The sequence below is a fragment of the Pelagibacterium sp. genome (genome assembly GCF_965249125.1).
GTDB lineage: Bacteria > Pseudomonadota > Alphaproteobacteria > Rhizobiales > Devosiaceae > Pelagibacterium.
Genome location: NZ_OZ252217.1, coordinates 2,120,861 through 2,135,058 on the forward strand (window position 1 = coordinate 2,120,861; position 14,198 = coordinate 2,135,058).

14 protein-coding genes are annotated in these 14,198 nt (G+C 61.1%); 10 read left to right on the forward strand and 4 right to left on the reverse strand.

What is annotated here, in order from left to right:
- Positions 1 to 116: 116 nt before the first annotated feature.
- On the reverse strand, positions 117 to 1,979 hold the full coding sequence (locus tag ACP148_RS10395; RefSeq protein WP_421950833.1) for a sigma 54-interacting transcriptional regulator: 1,863 nt from the start codon (positions 1,977 to 1,979) through the stop codon (positions 117 to 119).
- Between the two features lie 169 nt (positions 1,980 to 2,148).
- On the opposite strand from ACP148_RS10395, the gene ACP148_RS10400 reads away from it, so the two are divergent.
- The 5 genes from ACP148_RS10400 to ACP148_RS10420 all read left to right on the forward strand — a co-directional run bounded on the left by ACP148_RS10400 (position 2,149) and on the right by ACP148_RS10420 (position 7,264).
- On the forward strand, positions 2,149 to 3,522 hold the full coding sequence (locus ACP148_RS10400; protein WP_421950915.1) for a CmpA/NrtA family ABC transporter substrate-binding protein: 1,374 nt from the start codon (positions 2,149 to 2,151) through the stop codon (positions 3,520 to 3,522).
- A 4-nt stretch (positions 3,523 to 3,526) separates the two neighbouring features.
- A complete protein-coding gene (gene ntrB / locus ACP148_RS10405; protein WP_421950834.1) occupies positions 3,527 to 4,357 on the forward strand; it encodes a nitrate ABC transporter permease in 831 nt (276 codons plus the stop codon).
- A 9-nt stretch (positions 4,358 to 4,366) separates the two neighbouring features.
- Positions 4,367 to 5,278: an ABC transporter ATP-binding protein gene (locus ACP148_RS10410; RefSeq protein WP_421950835.1), complete on the forward strand. Its 912-nt coding sequence runs from the start codon at positions 4,367 to 4,369 to the stop codon at positions 5,276 to 5,278.
- Positions 5,279 to 5,315: 37 nt separating this feature from the next.
- Positions 5,316 to 5,756: a cyanase gene (gene cynS, locus ACP148_RS10415; protein ID WP_421950836.1), complete on the forward strand. Its 441-nt coding sequence runs from the start codon at positions 5,316 to 5,318 to the stop codon at positions 5,754 to 5,756.
- Positions 5,757 to 5,911: 155 nt separating this feature from the next.
- Positions 5,912 to 7,264: an 8-oxoguanine deaminase gene (locus ACP148_RS10420; RefSeq protein WP_421950837.1), complete on the forward strand. Its 1,353-nt coding sequence runs from the start codon at positions 5,912 to 5,914 to the stop codon at positions 7,262 to 7,264.
- Here the strand turns inward: ACP148_RS10420 and ACP148_RS10425 are convergent.
- On the reverse strand, positions 7,246 to 8,187 hold the full coding sequence (locus tag ACP148_RS10425; RefSeq protein WP_421950838.1) for a LysR family transcriptional regulator: 942 nt from the start codon (positions 8,185 to 8,187) through the stop codon (positions 7,246 to 7,248). The two genes, ACP148_RS10420 and ACP148_RS10425, sit on opposite strands and share 19 nt — an antisense overlap.
- Positions 8,188 to 8,372: 185 nt before the next feature.
- Here ACP148_RS10425 and ACP148_RS10430 point away from each other — a divergent pair, with 185 nt between their 5' ends.
- The 5 genes from ACP148_RS10430 to ACP148_RS10450 are packed head-to-tail and all read left to right on the forward strand — an operon-like array spanning position 8,373 to position 12,838.
- Entirely contained in the window at positions 8,373 to 9,179 is an 807-nt protein-coding gene (locus tag ACP148_RS10430; protein ID WP_421950839.1) for an ABC transporter ATP-binding protein, read from the forward strand.
- Positions 9,169 to 9,975, forward strand: coding sequence for an ABC transporter permease (locus ACP148_RS10435; protein ID WP_421950840.1), 807 nt, complete (start codon positions 9,169 to 9,171; stop codon positions 9,973 to 9,975). Before ACP148_RS10430 ends, ACP148_RS10435 begins: the two co-directional genes overlap by 11 nt.
- A gap of 41 nt (positions 9,976 to 10,016) precedes the next feature.
- Positions 10,017 to 10,979, forward strand: a complete 963-nt coding sequence (locus ACP148_RS10440; RefSeq protein ID WP_421950841.1) for an ABC transporter substrate-binding protein — start codon at positions 10,017 to 10,019, stop codon at positions 10,977 to 10,979.
- A gap of 49 nt (positions 10,980 to 11,028) precedes the next feature.
- The gene (locus ACP148_RS10445) at positions 11,029 to 11,859 is read left to right on the forward strand and encodes a nucleoside phosphorylase (RefSeq protein ID WP_421950842.1); all 831 of its coding nucleotides are present in this window, start codon (positions 11,029 to 11,031) and stop codon (positions 11,857 to 11,859) included.
- 16 nt (positions 11,860 to 11,875) lie between these two features.
- Complete coding sequence (locus ACP148_RS10450) at positions 11,876 to 12,838, forward strand: nucleoside hydrolase (protein ID WP_421950843.1); 963 nt, start codon at positions 11,876 to 11,878, stop codon at positions 12,836 to 12,838.
- Between the two features lie 169 nt (positions 12,839 to 13,007).
- On the opposite strand, the gene ACP148_RS10455 is transcribed toward ACP148_RS10450, so the two are convergent.
- Positions 13,008 to 13,694, reverse strand: a complete 687-nt coding sequence (locus ACP148_RS10455; protein WP_421950844.1) for an RES family NAD+ phosphorylase — start codon at positions 13,692 to 13,694, stop codon at positions 13,008 to 13,010.
- Positions 13,691 to 14,101: an MbcA/ParS/Xre antitoxin family protein gene (locus tag ACP148_RS10460; RefSeq protein WP_421950845.1), complete on the reverse strand. Its 411-nt coding sequence runs from the start codon at positions 14,099 to 14,101 to the stop codon at positions 13,691 to 13,693. The genes ACP148_RS10455 and ACP148_RS10460 overlap by 4 nt, the downstream gene beginning before the upstream one ends.
- Positions 14,102 to 14,198: the final 97 nt, after the last annotated feature.

Genomic DNA, 14,198 nt, shown 5'->3' on the forward strand with positions numbered 1-14,198 from the left:
CGATGGAGAATTTTCTATCTATTTCAGTCATCTGGTGTGTTTTTCAAACCCAATCGGGATTGCAAATACTTTCATCCGTTTGCTGATCCATACAACAGCAAGGCAGGCATTCCAAACTATATGCCCAGGGCCTTGATCCTTGAATAAAGGGTCGTCGGCCTTAAACCGAGCAATTCGGCAGCGCCGCCCTTGCCTGCCACCCGCCCTTGCGCCGCTTTGAGTGCGCGGCGGATGTTTTCGCGCTCGAGCCGGATAAATTCGTCACGCGTAAGAATATCGTCCAGGCCGGTATCGGGCTGCAGATTGGGCATGGTCCGCTCGGGCAGAGACGGCCTGTCGCCCAGGGCAAATTGCATGCGCCCGTTCCGGGCAAGGATCGCGGCGCGCTCGACCAGGTTCTGCAACTCACGAGCATTGCCGGGCCAGCCATAGGCCATGAGGTCGGCGATATTGGCGCGGGTGAGCATGGGCAGGGAAATGTTGAGCCGGGCGCAGGCGATCTTGAGGAAGTGGTCGGCGAGCACTGGGATATCGTCCTTGCGTTCGCGCAGGGGGACACATTCTATGGGAAACACGTTGAGGCGGAAATAGAGATCCTCGCGGAATTCACCCTTTGCCACCTCTCGCTCCAGATCGCGGTTGGTGGCGGCGATGACGCGCACATCGACTTCGCGGGTCGCCTCTTCGCCCAGACGCTCGAAACGGCGGTCCTGCAAAACGCGCAACAGTTTCGATTGCAAATCGAGCGGAATTTCCCCAACCTCGTCGAGAAATATGGTGCCCCCATCGGCCAGCTCGAAGCGTCCGATCCGGTCGCGAAGCGCGCCGGTAAAGGCCCCCTTGGCGTGACCGAAAAACTCGCTCTCGAACAATTCACGCGGAATGGCCGCGCAGTTGACGCGGATCAGCGGCCTGTCGGAGCGCCGGGATGCCTGATGGATGGCGCGCGCCACCAGCTCCTTGCCCGTACCGCTTTCCCCGGTAATGAGCACATTGGCTTCGGTGGGGGCGACGAGATCGATCTGCTTTAAGAGCTTGCGGATCGGCCCGGTCGAACCGATGATATCGTAATGGTTGGCCTGGGACAGGATTTCTTCCTGCAAATAGGCGTTTTCCATCTCCAGCCGCTCGCGCAGCCGCGCGTTCTCGGCCATCGCCTCGCGCAGCTTGGCCTCGTTTTCCTTGCGCTGGGAGATGTCGCGAAAGACGATCACCGCCCCGACCCGTGCGCCGTTGTCCTCGATGGGGGTGGAGGTATATTCGACACGCAAGGGCGTACCGTCTTTTCGCCAGAAGCACTCGTCCTCCACGGTGTTGACGGTGCCATTCCGAAAAGCGCCATAGATGGGGCAGTCCGAGGCATGATAGTGGGAGCCATCGGGATGCTTGTAGTGAACCATGTCGTGCATATTCATGCCGACAAGGTCCTCGGCGGCCCATCCCAGCATCTTCTGGGCAGCGGGATTGACGAAGGTGGTCACCCCGTCGGCATTGACCCCGAAAATACCCTCACCCGCCGCTGCCAGGATGAGCTGGTTTTCACGTTCGATCTCGCGAAAGAACCGTTCGGCCCGACGCCATTCCTCAAGACCCTGCCGATGATAATTGTCCGCCTCGTGATCGATCCTGCGATGTTTCTGCTCTTCGAGATCCCAAATGGTAATTAGGATCCGCATACCCTCGGATGTGTCCAGCCTGACAAACTGGTGCTCGTAATCATGGAAGGGAACCGCGTTGAACGGCTCAAGCTCGGCCGTGTAGCTCACGCCGTTATGCAGCGCCTCCTCGGTTACGACATAGAGCTTGGCCTCATACCCCTTGTAGAGAGAGCGCACCGAGGCCTGCTCCAGAACCTCTGCGGCCTCCCAAAACAACGCGTAAGCTGCCGTGTTGGCGTAAAGCACGGTATCGGCCACGGGATCGATCAAAAGCACCGGTTCGGGCTTGGCCGCAAGCAGCGCTGTCAGACTGACATCCATAGCTAAACCCAATCACGAAATATCGTAACCTTGATACGAATAATCGTAGATTACGACTTTTCGTATCCATCGCAAGTGTGCAAGCCTAACTATTCTGGCGTTTCCGCACTTGGCACGGCACTTGCTCCTATTGCGACCAACAACAGCAAAAAGGGGAACGTCAATGACGATCAAGAGCTTGGGCAACCCGTTCGACGGCAAGACCGATCTTAGGCACACCAAAGGCTGTGGCTGCGCCGACTGCAAGAACGGCGCATCGACCACCGCGCACAAGGAGATGTCGAGCGACGCGATGATGGAGCGGGTTATCGAAAGCGCCATCGTGCGCTCCACCTTCGGTAATCGCGACATTTCCCGGCGCAGTTTCGCCTCCATGCTGGGCGCTTCGACGCTCGCCGCCGCGTTCGCGTCGGTGCTACCCATCGATAAGGTCAAAGCCGCAATTCTCGATGAGATCGGAACACCGGAGAAAAGCGATTTGCGGGTGGGCTTCGTGCCCATCACTTGCGCGACCCCGATCATCATGGCCGAACCCATGGGCTTTTACGAACGCTACGGTCTCAATGTCGAGGTGGTGAAAACCTCGAGCTGGGCGATTGCCCGCGACATGTCGCTGTCGGGCGAATACGACGCCTCGCACATGCTCACGCCCATGCCTCTCGCCATCACCTTGGGCGCGGGTTCGACGGCCACGCCGTTCCTGATGCCCGCCGTTGAAAACATCAACGGGCAGGCGATCGTTCTGCGCAACGATCACAAGGACAAGAACGACGATCCTTCGCTGTGGAAGGGCATGACCTTCGGGGTGCCGTTCGAATATTCGATGCACAATTTCCTGCTGCGCTATTACGTTGCCGAGCATGGCCTGGACCCCGACCGCGACATCCAGATCCGCGTGGTCCCGCCCCCGGAAATGGTCGCAAACCTGTCGGCCGGCAATCTGGACGGCTACCTCTCCCCAGATCCCTTCAACCAGCGCGCCGTCTGGGAGAATGCGGGCTTCATCCACAAGCTCACCAAGGACATCTGGGAAGGCCATCCGTGCTGCGCATTCGCGTGTTCGGCCGAATTCGCCCAGACCATGCCCAACACCTATGGCAATCTGCTGCGTGCCATTGTCGATGCCACCCAATATGCCAGCGCATCGGAAAACCGTGTCGAAATTTCCGAGGCCATCGCGCCGACCAACTATCTCAACCAGCCGGTGGAAGTGATCCAGCAGGTCCTTACGGGTCGCTACGCCGACGGGCTGGGCAGCGTGCAGGACGTGCCCGACCGCATCGATTTCGATCCCTTCCCCTGGCATTCGATGGGGGTGTGGATCCTCACCCAGATGAAGCGCTGGGGCTATATCGAGGGCGATGTCGATTATCGCGCCGTCGCCGAGCAGGTCTATCTGGCCTCGGACTGCGCCACCGTCATGCGCGATCTGGGCCTCAACCCGCCCGAAGAGACCTACAAATCGCATGTCATCATGGGCAAGACCTTCGATCCGGCCGAGCCGGAGGCCTATGTCAACAGCTTTGCCATCAAGCGGAGCTGATCGGATGACGCTGCCGCTCAATATCAAGGCGATGCTGGTGTCGGTGGCCATACTGATCGTATGGCTCGGGGCGTGGGAAATCGCCACCCCTCGGGCCGCCGCGGTCGGCGAGCTCACCGAATATGAAATCCTCATGGGCGGCGGCGCGCCCAAGGCCGGCATTCCCGCACCGTCGGCGATCATCGCCAAGGCCGTCGAGGAGCTCTCCGACCCGTTCTACGACGCCGGGCCCAACGACAAGGGCATCGGCATCCAGATCGGCTATTCGCTGTTCCGGGTGCTCACCGGCTATCTGCTGGCCGCATTGATTGCCCTTCCCGTCGGGTTTCTGATCGGCATGAGCCCGCTCATGTACAAGGCTCTCGATCCCTACATCCAGGTCCTGCGGCCCATTTCTCCGCTCGCCTGGATGCCGCTTGCGCTGTTTCTCATTCGCGACAGCCAGGCCTCGGCGATCTTTGTGATCTTTATCTGCTCGATCTGGCCGATGCTTATCAACACAGCTTTCGGTGTCGCGGGAGTGCGCAAGGATTGGGTGAACGTCGCCCGCACCCACGAACTTGGGCCCTTGCGGACCGCGTTCCAGGTGATCCTGCCCGCAGCGGCGCCCACCATCGTGACCGGGATGCGGATTTCCATCGGCATTGCCTGGCTGGTGATCGTTGCCGCCGAGATGCTCGTGGGCGGAACCGGCATCGGATATTATGTGTGGAACGAGTGGAACAATCTCGATCTCACCTCAGTGATTTTCTCGATCCTGACCATTGGCGTCGTCGGCATGTTGCTCGATGCCGCCTTCGGCCAGCTTCAGCGCGCCGTGCGCTATCAGGAATAGGAGAGCGGCATGGACAAACCATTTCTCGAAATCGACGGATTGGCCAAGCGTTTCCCCAATCCGAAGGGCGAAGACCTGACGGTCTTCGAAAACGTCAACTTCGATATCGACAAGGGCGAATTCATCTGCATCATCGGGCATTCGGGATGCGGAAAATCCACAATTCTCAACGTCCTCGCCGGGCTCGACGAGCCGACCGAGGGCGCTGTCACCATGGATGGCAAGGAGGTTTCCGGGCCGAGCCTTGATCGCGGCATCGTCTTCCAGAACTATTCGCTGCTTCCCTGGATGAGCGCGATCAGAAACGTCGCGTTCGGGGTCAAGGCGCGCAATCCCAAATGGAGCCGGGCGCAGGTCTATGACCATGCCAGGAAATTTCTGGACATGGTCGGCCTTAAGGATGGCGCCGAGCACCGAAAGCCGGCCCAGCTTTCGGGCGGCATGCGCCAGCGCGTCTCGATCGCCCGTGCCTTTGCGATCGAGCCCAAGCTGCTCCTGCTCGATGAACCCTTCGGGGCGCTCGATGCGCTGACCCGCGGCACGATCCAGGACGAGTTGATCCGCATCTGGCAGGGCACCAACCAGACGGTGTTCATGATTACCCATGATGTCGATGAGGCGATCCTTCTGGCCGACCGCATCCTGCTGATGAGCAACGGGCCCAAGGCGCAGGTCGCCGAAAGCGTCGTCGTCGACATCGAACGGCCGCGACGCCGCGCCGAGATCATCCACGATCCGGCCTATTACAAGATCCGCAACCATCTCGTCGATTTTCTCTCCACCCGCTCGGCGCAGATCGCGCTCGGCGGCGGGGGAAATCCCGATGCCACGGCGCGTCCACGCACCGTCAACCCGGCGCGCCAAGTAACGCCCGACTCCGCCGAAGACGGCGACCGCCCGCGCCTCGTCTCGATTGCCTGATTACGATTGCCAACAGCCAAGAAGAAGGAACAAACCGATGAACAAGGCTGACGTCACCGACATGATCCTCGAAAAAAAGCGCGCCACGGGGATCACCTGGGGGGAAATTGCCGAAGGGATCGGCATGTCGGATGTGTTCACCACCTCCGCCTGCCTGGGCATGAACGCCTTCCCGCGCGAAAAGGCCGATATCCTCGCCAGAAACCTCGGTCTTCCGCAGGAAGCCACAGTAGTTCTCGCCGAATATCCCACCAAGGTTTTCAGCCAGGCCGTTCCCACCGATCCGGCGATCTACCGGCTTTATGAGATCGTCGGGGTCTATGGCGACACGATCAAGGAACTGATCAACGAAAAGGCGGGCAATGGCATCATGAGCGCCATCGATTTCGAGATGAGCGTGGAAAAAGTGCCGAATCCAAAAGGGGACCGGATCGAGCTCAAGATTTCGGGCAAGTATCTCGAATATAAATCCTGGTGACTTTCAAACGGAGCCTTCGGGCTCCGTCCTCAGGTTCGTCCCCTGAACAGTGGCTGGGCGGAGCAGTCGATATTTTCGATTGCTGCGTCCGAAATTTAGAGCTTGTCTCCAAGCGCCATTCTCTTTCTGGTCTTTGCATCGGGGAGGAGACGCCAGTGTCACGAACAGTCCTTTTAAAGAACGCTTCTCATCTGGTGACCATGGATGACCATCGGCGCGAACTCACCGACGCCGACATTGTGGTCGTCGGCAACAAGATCGCGGGCGTTGGAGGCATCGACAAGGACATCGTCGCCGACGAAGTGATCGACATGTCTGGCAAGATCGTGCTCCCCGGTCTCATAAACACGCATCACCACATGTACCAGAGCCTCACCCGGGCCGTCCCGGCGGCCCAGAATGTGGAGCTGTTCGGTTGGCTCAAGCGGCTCTACCGCATTTGGGCCGGGCTGACGCCCGAAATGATACGGGTTTCCACCCAGACCGCCATGGCCGAACTGATCCTTTCAGGATGCACCACAAGCTCAGATCATCTGTACATCTTTCCCAATGGCTGCAGGCTCGATCATTCGATTGAGGGCGCGCGTGAAGTGGGCATGCGGTTTCATGCCAGCCGCGGCGCCATGAGCGTTGGCGAGAGCGCGGGGGGCCTTCCCCCCGACGGGCTTACCGAGCACGAAGGTGCCATTCTGGCCGACAGCCAGCGCCTGATCGAAACATTTCACGATCCCGAGCCCGGCGCCATGGTGCGCATCGCGCTGGCGCCGTGCTCGCCCTTCTCGGTCTCCCGCGACCTGATGCGCGAGACGGCGCGAATGGCACGCGATTTCGGTGTCGGTCTCCATACCCATCTCGCCGAGAACGACAATGACGTCGCCTATTCCCTGGAAAAATTCGGCATGACGCCGGCACAATACGCCGAGGACCTTGAATGGGTAGGGCACGACGTCTGGCACGCCCATTGCGTCAAGCTCGATGCCCCCGGCATCGCGCTGTTCGCCCGCACCGGCACCGGCGTGACCCATTGCCCCTGCTCCAATATGCGCCTCGCATCGGGCATCGCGCCGGTTCGGGACATGGTAGCGGCCGGCGTGCCCGTCGGCTTGGGCGTGGACGGATCGGCATCCAACGATGCCGGCCACATACTCGACGAGGTGCGGCAGGCCATGCTGTTGCAGCGGGTGGGCCACGGGCCCGACGCCATGAGCGCGCGGACGGCGCTCGAGCTGGCGACGCGCGGAGGCGCGCGGGTGCTTGCCCGTACCGACATCGGTCAGATCGCCGAGGGCATGTGCGCCGATATCGTCGCGTTCGACCTAAACGCAATCGGGCTGGCCGGTGCCCTGCACGATCCCGTGGCGGCGCTCGTGTTTGGCAGGCCCGATCGCGTCGCGTTTTCGATGGTCAATGGCCGCACAATTGTGTCGGAGGGGCATCTGACGACGCTGGACCTGCCCGGGCTGATCGCCCGGCACAACGGACTTGCCGCTCAATTGCTCAACGCTTGAGCGGGCAAGCCGGGCTGTTTGGCCGCGAACTCGGAAAGATGGCGCTTGAGCAGTTCGATCAGGGCCATGGTCGACAATGGCGGGATCTGTCCGCGCGGGACCATAAGGGAAATCGTCGCTGGATTGATGATGCCGCGCGCCAGCGGCACCCAGGCGAGACGCCCTTCCGCCACGTCACGCTCGACGCCGAGATGCGTGAGAAAGGCAATGCCGAGCCCTGACTTCACCATGGCCTTGAGCATGCCCGGCCGCTCTGCCCGCGCGACGATCTGGGTCATGCCCACATGTTCGGAAAGCAGGTGATGCAGGCCGGAATATTTGAGCCAGGAATCGCCGGGAATGACCAGCGGGTATTGCGTGCATTCTCCCACCGTGACGGTCCTGGATCGGGCCAGAGGATGGTCGGTCGTGCAGATCACGCCGAGCGGCGATCGCACCGTATGCACCACATCGGCCCGTATGGTATCGGCCACATCGAAGGCAATAACGACGTCGGCTTCCTTGGCAAACAATTCGGTGGTGATGCGATGGTTGTCGCCGGAAATGAGGGAATAATCGACAAGTGGGAAGCGCTCGTGCAATTCGCTCAACGCCCGAGGCAGGATGTCCTCGGTAATGCTTTCAGCGGCCGCGATGCGGATCGTGCCTCGAATGCCTCCGCGCAATTCTCCGACCTTCTGGCGCATGGATGCCACTTCGCGATTCCAGCGCCGGACATAGGAAAGCAGCACCTCGCCCGCCGCGGTTGGCCTTATCCCCCGTGGCAGTCTTTCGAAAAGCTCGACCCCCATTTCCTGCTCGAGTTGGAGCAGTTGGCGGTTGATGGCCGAAGACGCGATATTGAGCGATTCGGCAGCCTTGCGGATCGAGCCGTCCCGTACGGCCTGATCGAAATAGATCAGCGCGGTCCGCAACATCGCCATATGTGACCCTCCGATGAACCGATGCCAAAATTAGTGCACAAGATTGCAAAATTGCTGCTGGTGCCTGCGTCGATGCGGTGTTTATCTATACAAATGCACCATGAACTGGCGCATCGCATCGCGCAAGTGCCCACTTGTCGCGAGCGGTAATTCTGATGGTTCGAGGGGTTGAACCGATGAATGCAATGAGCGGGCCCACGGAACGGGACCAGACGGCCACGGCCGCAGGAACGGCGATTTCCCTTTCGGGCATCGATATGGTGTTCGATGGAAATTCGGGGCCGGTCACCGCCCTGGACAAGGTCTCACTGGACATTGGCCGCAACAATTTTGTGTCGATCATCGGCCGCAGCGGCTGCGGCAAGTCAACGCTGCTGCGCATCATTTCCGGACTGCTCGACCAGACCGCGGGGTCGGTCGCGGTTATGGGAAAATCCACCCAGGACTACCAGCGGCACCGCAAGTTCGGCTTCGTGTTCCAGGACGCGAGCCTTTTTCCATGGAAAACCGCCGCGGCCAACATCCGCCTGCCGCTCGACATTCTCCGATTGGGGACCCCGGCCGAGCGCCAGGTGAAAACCGACGAACTGCTGCGCCTGGTCCGCCTGGAACCCTTCGCCGACCACTACCCGGCGCAACTTTCCGGCGGCATGCGCCAAAGGGTAGCGATTGCCCGCGCGCTGGCCTACGAGCCCGAAATTCTTTTGATGGACGAACCGTTCGGCGCGCTGGACGAATTCACGCGCCGCGAGATGCATGACGAACTGATCCGCATCTGGGACCATCGTCCAATGACGGTGGTGTTCGTCACGCACTCGCTGAGCGAAGCACTCTCGCTCTCCGACCAGATTGTCGTCATGGCCCCTCATCCAGGGCGCATCCGCGCCATCGTGGATGTCGCCGAACCGCGTCTGCCCGGCCGGCGGGCCCGCACCAGTCAGAACCATTTGCGGCAACTTTCCGAACTCGAGGCACTTCTCGATGAGCAGTAACGCCCTGGCCGCCTCGCGCGGAACAAACAAAACGCTCGCCAGGCTTATCGATCTGGCGCCTTCAATCGGGCTCTTTCTTGCCGTGGGCATTGGATGGGAGGTCGCCGTCCGAGCCTTCTCCATCCCCTCGTTCCTGCTGCCTGCCCCCAGCACGATCGCCGTCCGAATGGTCGAGATGCGCGAGCTTTTGGCCGAGAATCTTGCCTCGACCATGCTCGCAGCCGTCCTGGGCTTTCTGATCGGCACGGGTGTCGCCGTCGGACTTGCTGTGCTCTTTCTCTATTCCCGAACCGCCGAGCGCGCGCTCTTTCCCTGGGCCATCACCATCAAGACCATTCCCATCCTCGCCATCGCGCCTCTTTTGACCATCTGGCTGGGGTACGGGTTGGCTCCCAAGGTCGCAATTGCGGCGCTGATCTGCTTTTTTCCCACACTTGTCAACACGGTCAGGGGGCTCAAGAGCCTCGACCGCCAGGCGCTGGAATTCCTGCGCGTGGTGGGCGCGAGCAAGGGCCAGACCTTCTGGCACGCCCGCATCTTCGCTGCCCTGCCCTATACGTTTGCCGCTGCCAAGATCAGCTCGAGCGCCGCGGTGATCGGCGCCATCGTGGCCGAATTCACAGGTGCCAATATCGGTATCGGCACCCTTATCGTCACCGCCGGTTATCAGATGGATTCGACCATGCTGTTTGCCGCGATCATCAGCTCATCGGTGGCGACGGTCGCTCTTTTTTATGTCGTCGTCCTTGTCGAGCGCTGGAGCCTTTACTGGCCTGAAGCCCGCATGGACGTCTGAGCACCGAACCAGACCAGGCACATCACAAAGGGGAATTCATCATGACCGGAAAGATCGCTCTCAGCCTTGCCGTTCTCAGCGCGGGGGTTTCTTCCCTCGCAACGGGCGCCATGGCACAAACCGCGGACGTCACGCTGCGCCTGCCCTGGCTGCTCAACGTCCAGGCAGCGGGCTATGTCATGGCCGCCGAGCAGGGCTTTTATCAGGACGCCGGGCTGAACGTCGAGATATTGCCTGGTGGCCCCAACCTCAACTCCACGGCGCTGGTCGCTTCGGGCGCCAACACGTTCGGCACCAATGACGTCAACGGCATTATCCTCGGTCAGAACCAGGGAATGGACCTCATCATGGTGGCCGCCTGCTTCCAGCGGCACCCGGGCGGCGTCATCACCCTGGCGGAAGACAATATCGACGAACCGGCCGATCTGGTCGGCAAGACCCTCGCCTACAATGAGGGCGGCCCCTGGACGTTGACCCAGGCCATGCTTGCCCGGGCCGGTGTATCGCTCGATGATATCGATCTCGTGGTCTCGCCCAGCACCGAACTGCTCATCAACGGCAATGTCGATGCAAAGACCGGTTTTACCGTAAACGAGCCCATCGCCGTCGAGCTTGCCGGCCTGCCCACCTCGGTCATGCTGCCGTCCGACTTCGGCATCGAAACCTACGCCGAGGTGATCTTCACCACCCGGTCGTTTGCCGATGCAAATCCCGAAATCGTCTCGGCCTTCGTGGACGCGACCATCAAGGGTTACGAATATGCCTATGACCACCAGGAAGAGGCGGTTGCCGCCGTGCTGGCGATCAACAACCAGCTCGATCCCGCCCAGCAGGCCGAGCAGCTTGCGCGCCAGGAATCCTACATTTTTACCGACGCCCCCGTCTGCAACCTCGATGGCAGCGTGGTTGCCGGCACCATGGATATCCTGACTGAATTTGCCGGGTTGGAGACCGATCTCGATCCCGAGACGCTCTACACCACACAGTTTTTGCCTCAGCCCTGACCACCAATATCGAGCCCGGACTCCAGCCGGGCCGCCCACGGAGGATATTATGACAGAAAAACACACGCCCATTCATCCGGGCGGAGTGCAGATGCATCTGAAAATCAAGCCGGGCGAGGTTTCCCGTTATGTCCTGACACCGGGCGATCCGGGGCGCGTCCCCGTGATTGGAGAAGCCTGGGATTCATTTTCGGAAGTTGCCCATCATCGCGAGTATCGCACCATTCGCGGCAAGATCGACGGTGTCGATATCTCGGCCTGCTCGCATGGAGTGGGCGGCCCCTCGACCGACATCGCGGTCGTGGAACTGTCCAATTGCGGGGCCGACACGTTCATCCGCGTGGGCTCGTGCGCGGCGCTGCAGCCGGAAATGGCACCGGGCGACCTGATCATCTCGACCGGTGCCCTGCGCCTAACCGGCACCGTCGATGCCTATGTCGACAAGGCCTACCCGGCAGTGGCCGACCACGAGGTGCTCATGGCATTGATCCAGGCGGCCGAAGAGCTGGGGGAAACCTATCATGTGGGCCTGGCCGCCAGCGTGGACAGTTTTTATGCCGGGGAGGTCAACCCGATGCCGGGTGATTTCCGGCAATCGAAAATGGACACCGTTCTTGAAGACCTGACCCAGGCCCGGGTCGCCAATTTCGAGATGGAAGCGGCGACGATCTTCACGTTGTGCCAGTTGTTCGGCTTCCGGGGCGGCATGATTTGTTCGGTCGGCGCCAATCGCGTCACGCGCGAGCGGGCGGACTCGGCGGACTCGATAAAGCGATGCTGCGCCGTGGCCAGCCGTGCCGTGGTCATTCTCGCCGGTTGGGACGCTCAAAAGCAGCGTTCGGGCAAGCGTCATTTCTATCCAGCGCTCGCCAGCGCCTGAAACGGACCACCTTCCCATGACGCACAAGATCATCATCGACACCGATCCCGGTGTCGATGACGCGGCAGCCCTGTTGTTCGCCCACAATCATCCCGAGATCGACCTGGTCGGCATCACGACGATTTTCGGAAATGCCGATATCGATAACGTGACAGCCAACGCCCTGTTCCTAAAGCAGCATTTCGGCATCGCCGCTCCGGTGGCGCGTGGCGCCAGCCGGGCGCTCGCCCGCGCCAACGGCCCCAGCCCGGCCCATGTTCACGGCAGCAACGGGCTGGGCGATATCGCAAGAACCGATTCCGCTGCCGGGGCCATCGATCCCCGTCCGGCACATCAGTTCATCACCGATACCATCCGTGACCATCCCGGCGAAATCACACTCGTGGCCGTGGGGCGTCTCACCAACCTGGCGCTGGCCCTCAACCATGCGCCCCAGATTGCGGCGCTGGTCAAGGGCGTGGTGATCATGGGAGGCGCTTTCTCGACAGCGGGTCCTAACGGCAACGTCACGCCGGTGGCGGAGGCCAACATCATAGGTGACCCCGAGGCGGCCGATCAGGTTTTTTCCGCCGACTGGCCGCTTACAGCGATCGGCCTCGACGTCACGCGTCAGGTAATTCTATCTCGCGAAGATGTAGCCGAGTTGGCCCAAGCCGGTCCGAGCCAGGCATTGCTGGCTCGTCTGACCCAAGGCTACCTCGACTACCATGCACGCCTTGGCATCGATGGATGCTATGTCCACGATTCCTCTGCACTAGGCTATTTGGTGCGACCCGACCTTTTCCAAATGCAGTCCGGGCCAGTGAGGGTTGCCTGCGACGGCGTTGCGCGGGGCCAGACCATCATGGCCGACATTCATACGCCTTACCCTCCCAATAGATGGGACGATCGTCCACACATATCCGCCGCTGTCGGCGTGGATGCACGGGCAATGCGAGCGCTCGTTCTTGAGGTACTCGGGATCTCCGACCAGGCCTGACGTGACCAAAGTGGGGACCACCGCTCCGAAACGGATGTTGCGGGCCGTTGCCGCCAGGAGGTATGCAGCACCGAAATCCGGACCGGCTTGATGACCTGGATTCATTTGGCAAAATTGGGCCGCTTCGATGACGCCGGGCCCCTTTGCAGACGCTGTGATCCGGTCCGAATTACAGGGCGAAAATGGCGCTGGTGCTCGAGTTGCGAACGCGGTCGACGCGTGAGCCGTCCCAATGGAAATCGAAATGGTCCCCCTGAACCGGGATTTCCATGAGGTCGGGCCAGAAGATGCCGACGCATTCGCCACCCAGCGCCCGCACGCTGCGGTATATAACGCCGTTGCCGCCGGTCGCTCGAAGCGTTTTGCCAAGCTTTTGCGGCGGGCCGTAATCGTCCGGCATATGGCAATCGGGACGCGCACGCACATCGTGCAGGTCGAGATCGAGCCCGTTGACCAGAACGCGGAATTGCGAGGTCCAGCCCGGCGCTTGGGCGCTGGCCGCCATGGCGATTCCGTGATGGTGGGCAACTTCGCGGATGGCCACTTCCTCGCTGCTGCCGGCGCTATAGACGCCATAGGTCCCGTCGGCAAACCGGCCCGGCCGGTCGGTGCTGACATGAACGAAGGGCGCCATCAGCCAGCTTGCCCCCTGCCCGGCCACGCGGCGCTGCGGCGGGACGAGGTCGAGCCGGCCCAGATGCTCCCAGACGCGGGGATTGGTTTTCGATTCCGCCGACGCCAGCGCTTCCCAATCGGCGGGATCGGCGATGTCCTCGAACAGGTCGATGGGCGGATAGATGGTGCGGATGATCCGATATGCCCTGCCCCATTGCACCCGGACAACGGGAACACTCACCAGCCGCCCCGCTCGGCGTCGAGATAGCTGCGGATGCGAGCCAGCGCGAAAATGGAGCCCTCGGTCATGATATCGACCGGCGTGCGTCCGCCGAGTGCGCTGTTGGGTTTTTTGACCCAGCCATAGCCGCGCGCCGGATCTGTGAAGAGATAGCGCAGCCCCTTGTGGATGCCCATGAGCAGCGACAGGCGCGTGGCCAGATCGCGGTCGATGCGCCCCACCTCCCCTGCTTTCCAGCGCGCATAGGTGCGGGCAGCCAGACCGCCAAGGATTTCGCGTGCCTCGGCATCCGACAGGTCCCAGCGGGCAAACAAATTCACGACAGTCCGCGCCATGGCGGCAGCTTCGGCTTCCGTGATCTGGGGACGCTCGGGAGCGGCGTCGGCTCTTGGCAGTTCGTGCAACATGGCTTCACCTCTTGGCATAAAATAGGAAGAATAATGCCATTTGGCAAGCCTGCGGACAAAACTAGTCGTTTCAGAGCAACACGGTCGGCTAGGAGTC

Bases quoted from the DNA above. Each gene is read 5' to 3' on its own strand.
- ACP148_RS10435 (WP_421950840.1), top strand. From the start codon at position 9,169: ATGAGCAGTAACGCCCTGGCCGCCTCGCGCGGAACAAACAAAACGCTC.
- ntrB (WP_421950834.1), top strand. From the start codon at position 3,527: ATGACGCTGCCGCTCAATATCAAGGCGATGCTGGTGTCGGTGGCCATA.
- cynS (WP_421950836.1), top strand. From the start codon at position 5,316: ATGAACAAGGCTGACGTCACCGACATGATCCTCGAAAAAAAGCGCGCC.
- ACP148_RS10430 (WP_421950839.1), top strand. From the start codon at position 8,373: ATGAGCGGGCCCACGGAACGGGACCAGACGGCCACGGCCGCAGGAACG.
- ACP148_RS10460 (WP_421950845.1), bottom strand. From the start codon at position 14,101: ATGTTGCACGAACTGCCAAGAGCCGACGCCGCTCCCGAGCGTCCCCAG.
- ACP148_RS10425 (WP_421950838.1), bottom strand. From the start codon at position 8,187: ATGGCGATGTTGCGGACCGCGCTGATCTATTTCGATCAGGCCGTACGG.
- ACP148_RS10440 (WP_421950841.1), top strand. From the start codon at position 10,017: ATGACCGGAAAGATCGCTCTCAGCCTTGCCGTTCTCAGCGCGGGGGTT.
- ACP148_RS10395 (WP_421950833.1), bottom strand. From the start codon at position 1,979: ATGGATGTCAGTCTGACAGCGCTGCTTGCGGCCAAGCCCGAACCGGTG.
- ACP148_RS10450 (WP_421950843.1), top strand. From the start codon at position 11,876: ATGACGCACAAGATCATCATCGACACCGATCCCGGTGTCGATGACGCG.
- ACP148_RS10445 (WP_421950842.1), top strand. From the start codon at position 11,029: ATGACAGAAAAACACACGCCCATTCATCCGGGCGGAGTGCAGATGCAT.
- ACP148_RS10410 (WP_421950835.1), top strand. From the start codon at position 4,367: ATGGACAAACCATTTCTCGAAATCGACGGATTGGCCAAGCGTTTCCCC.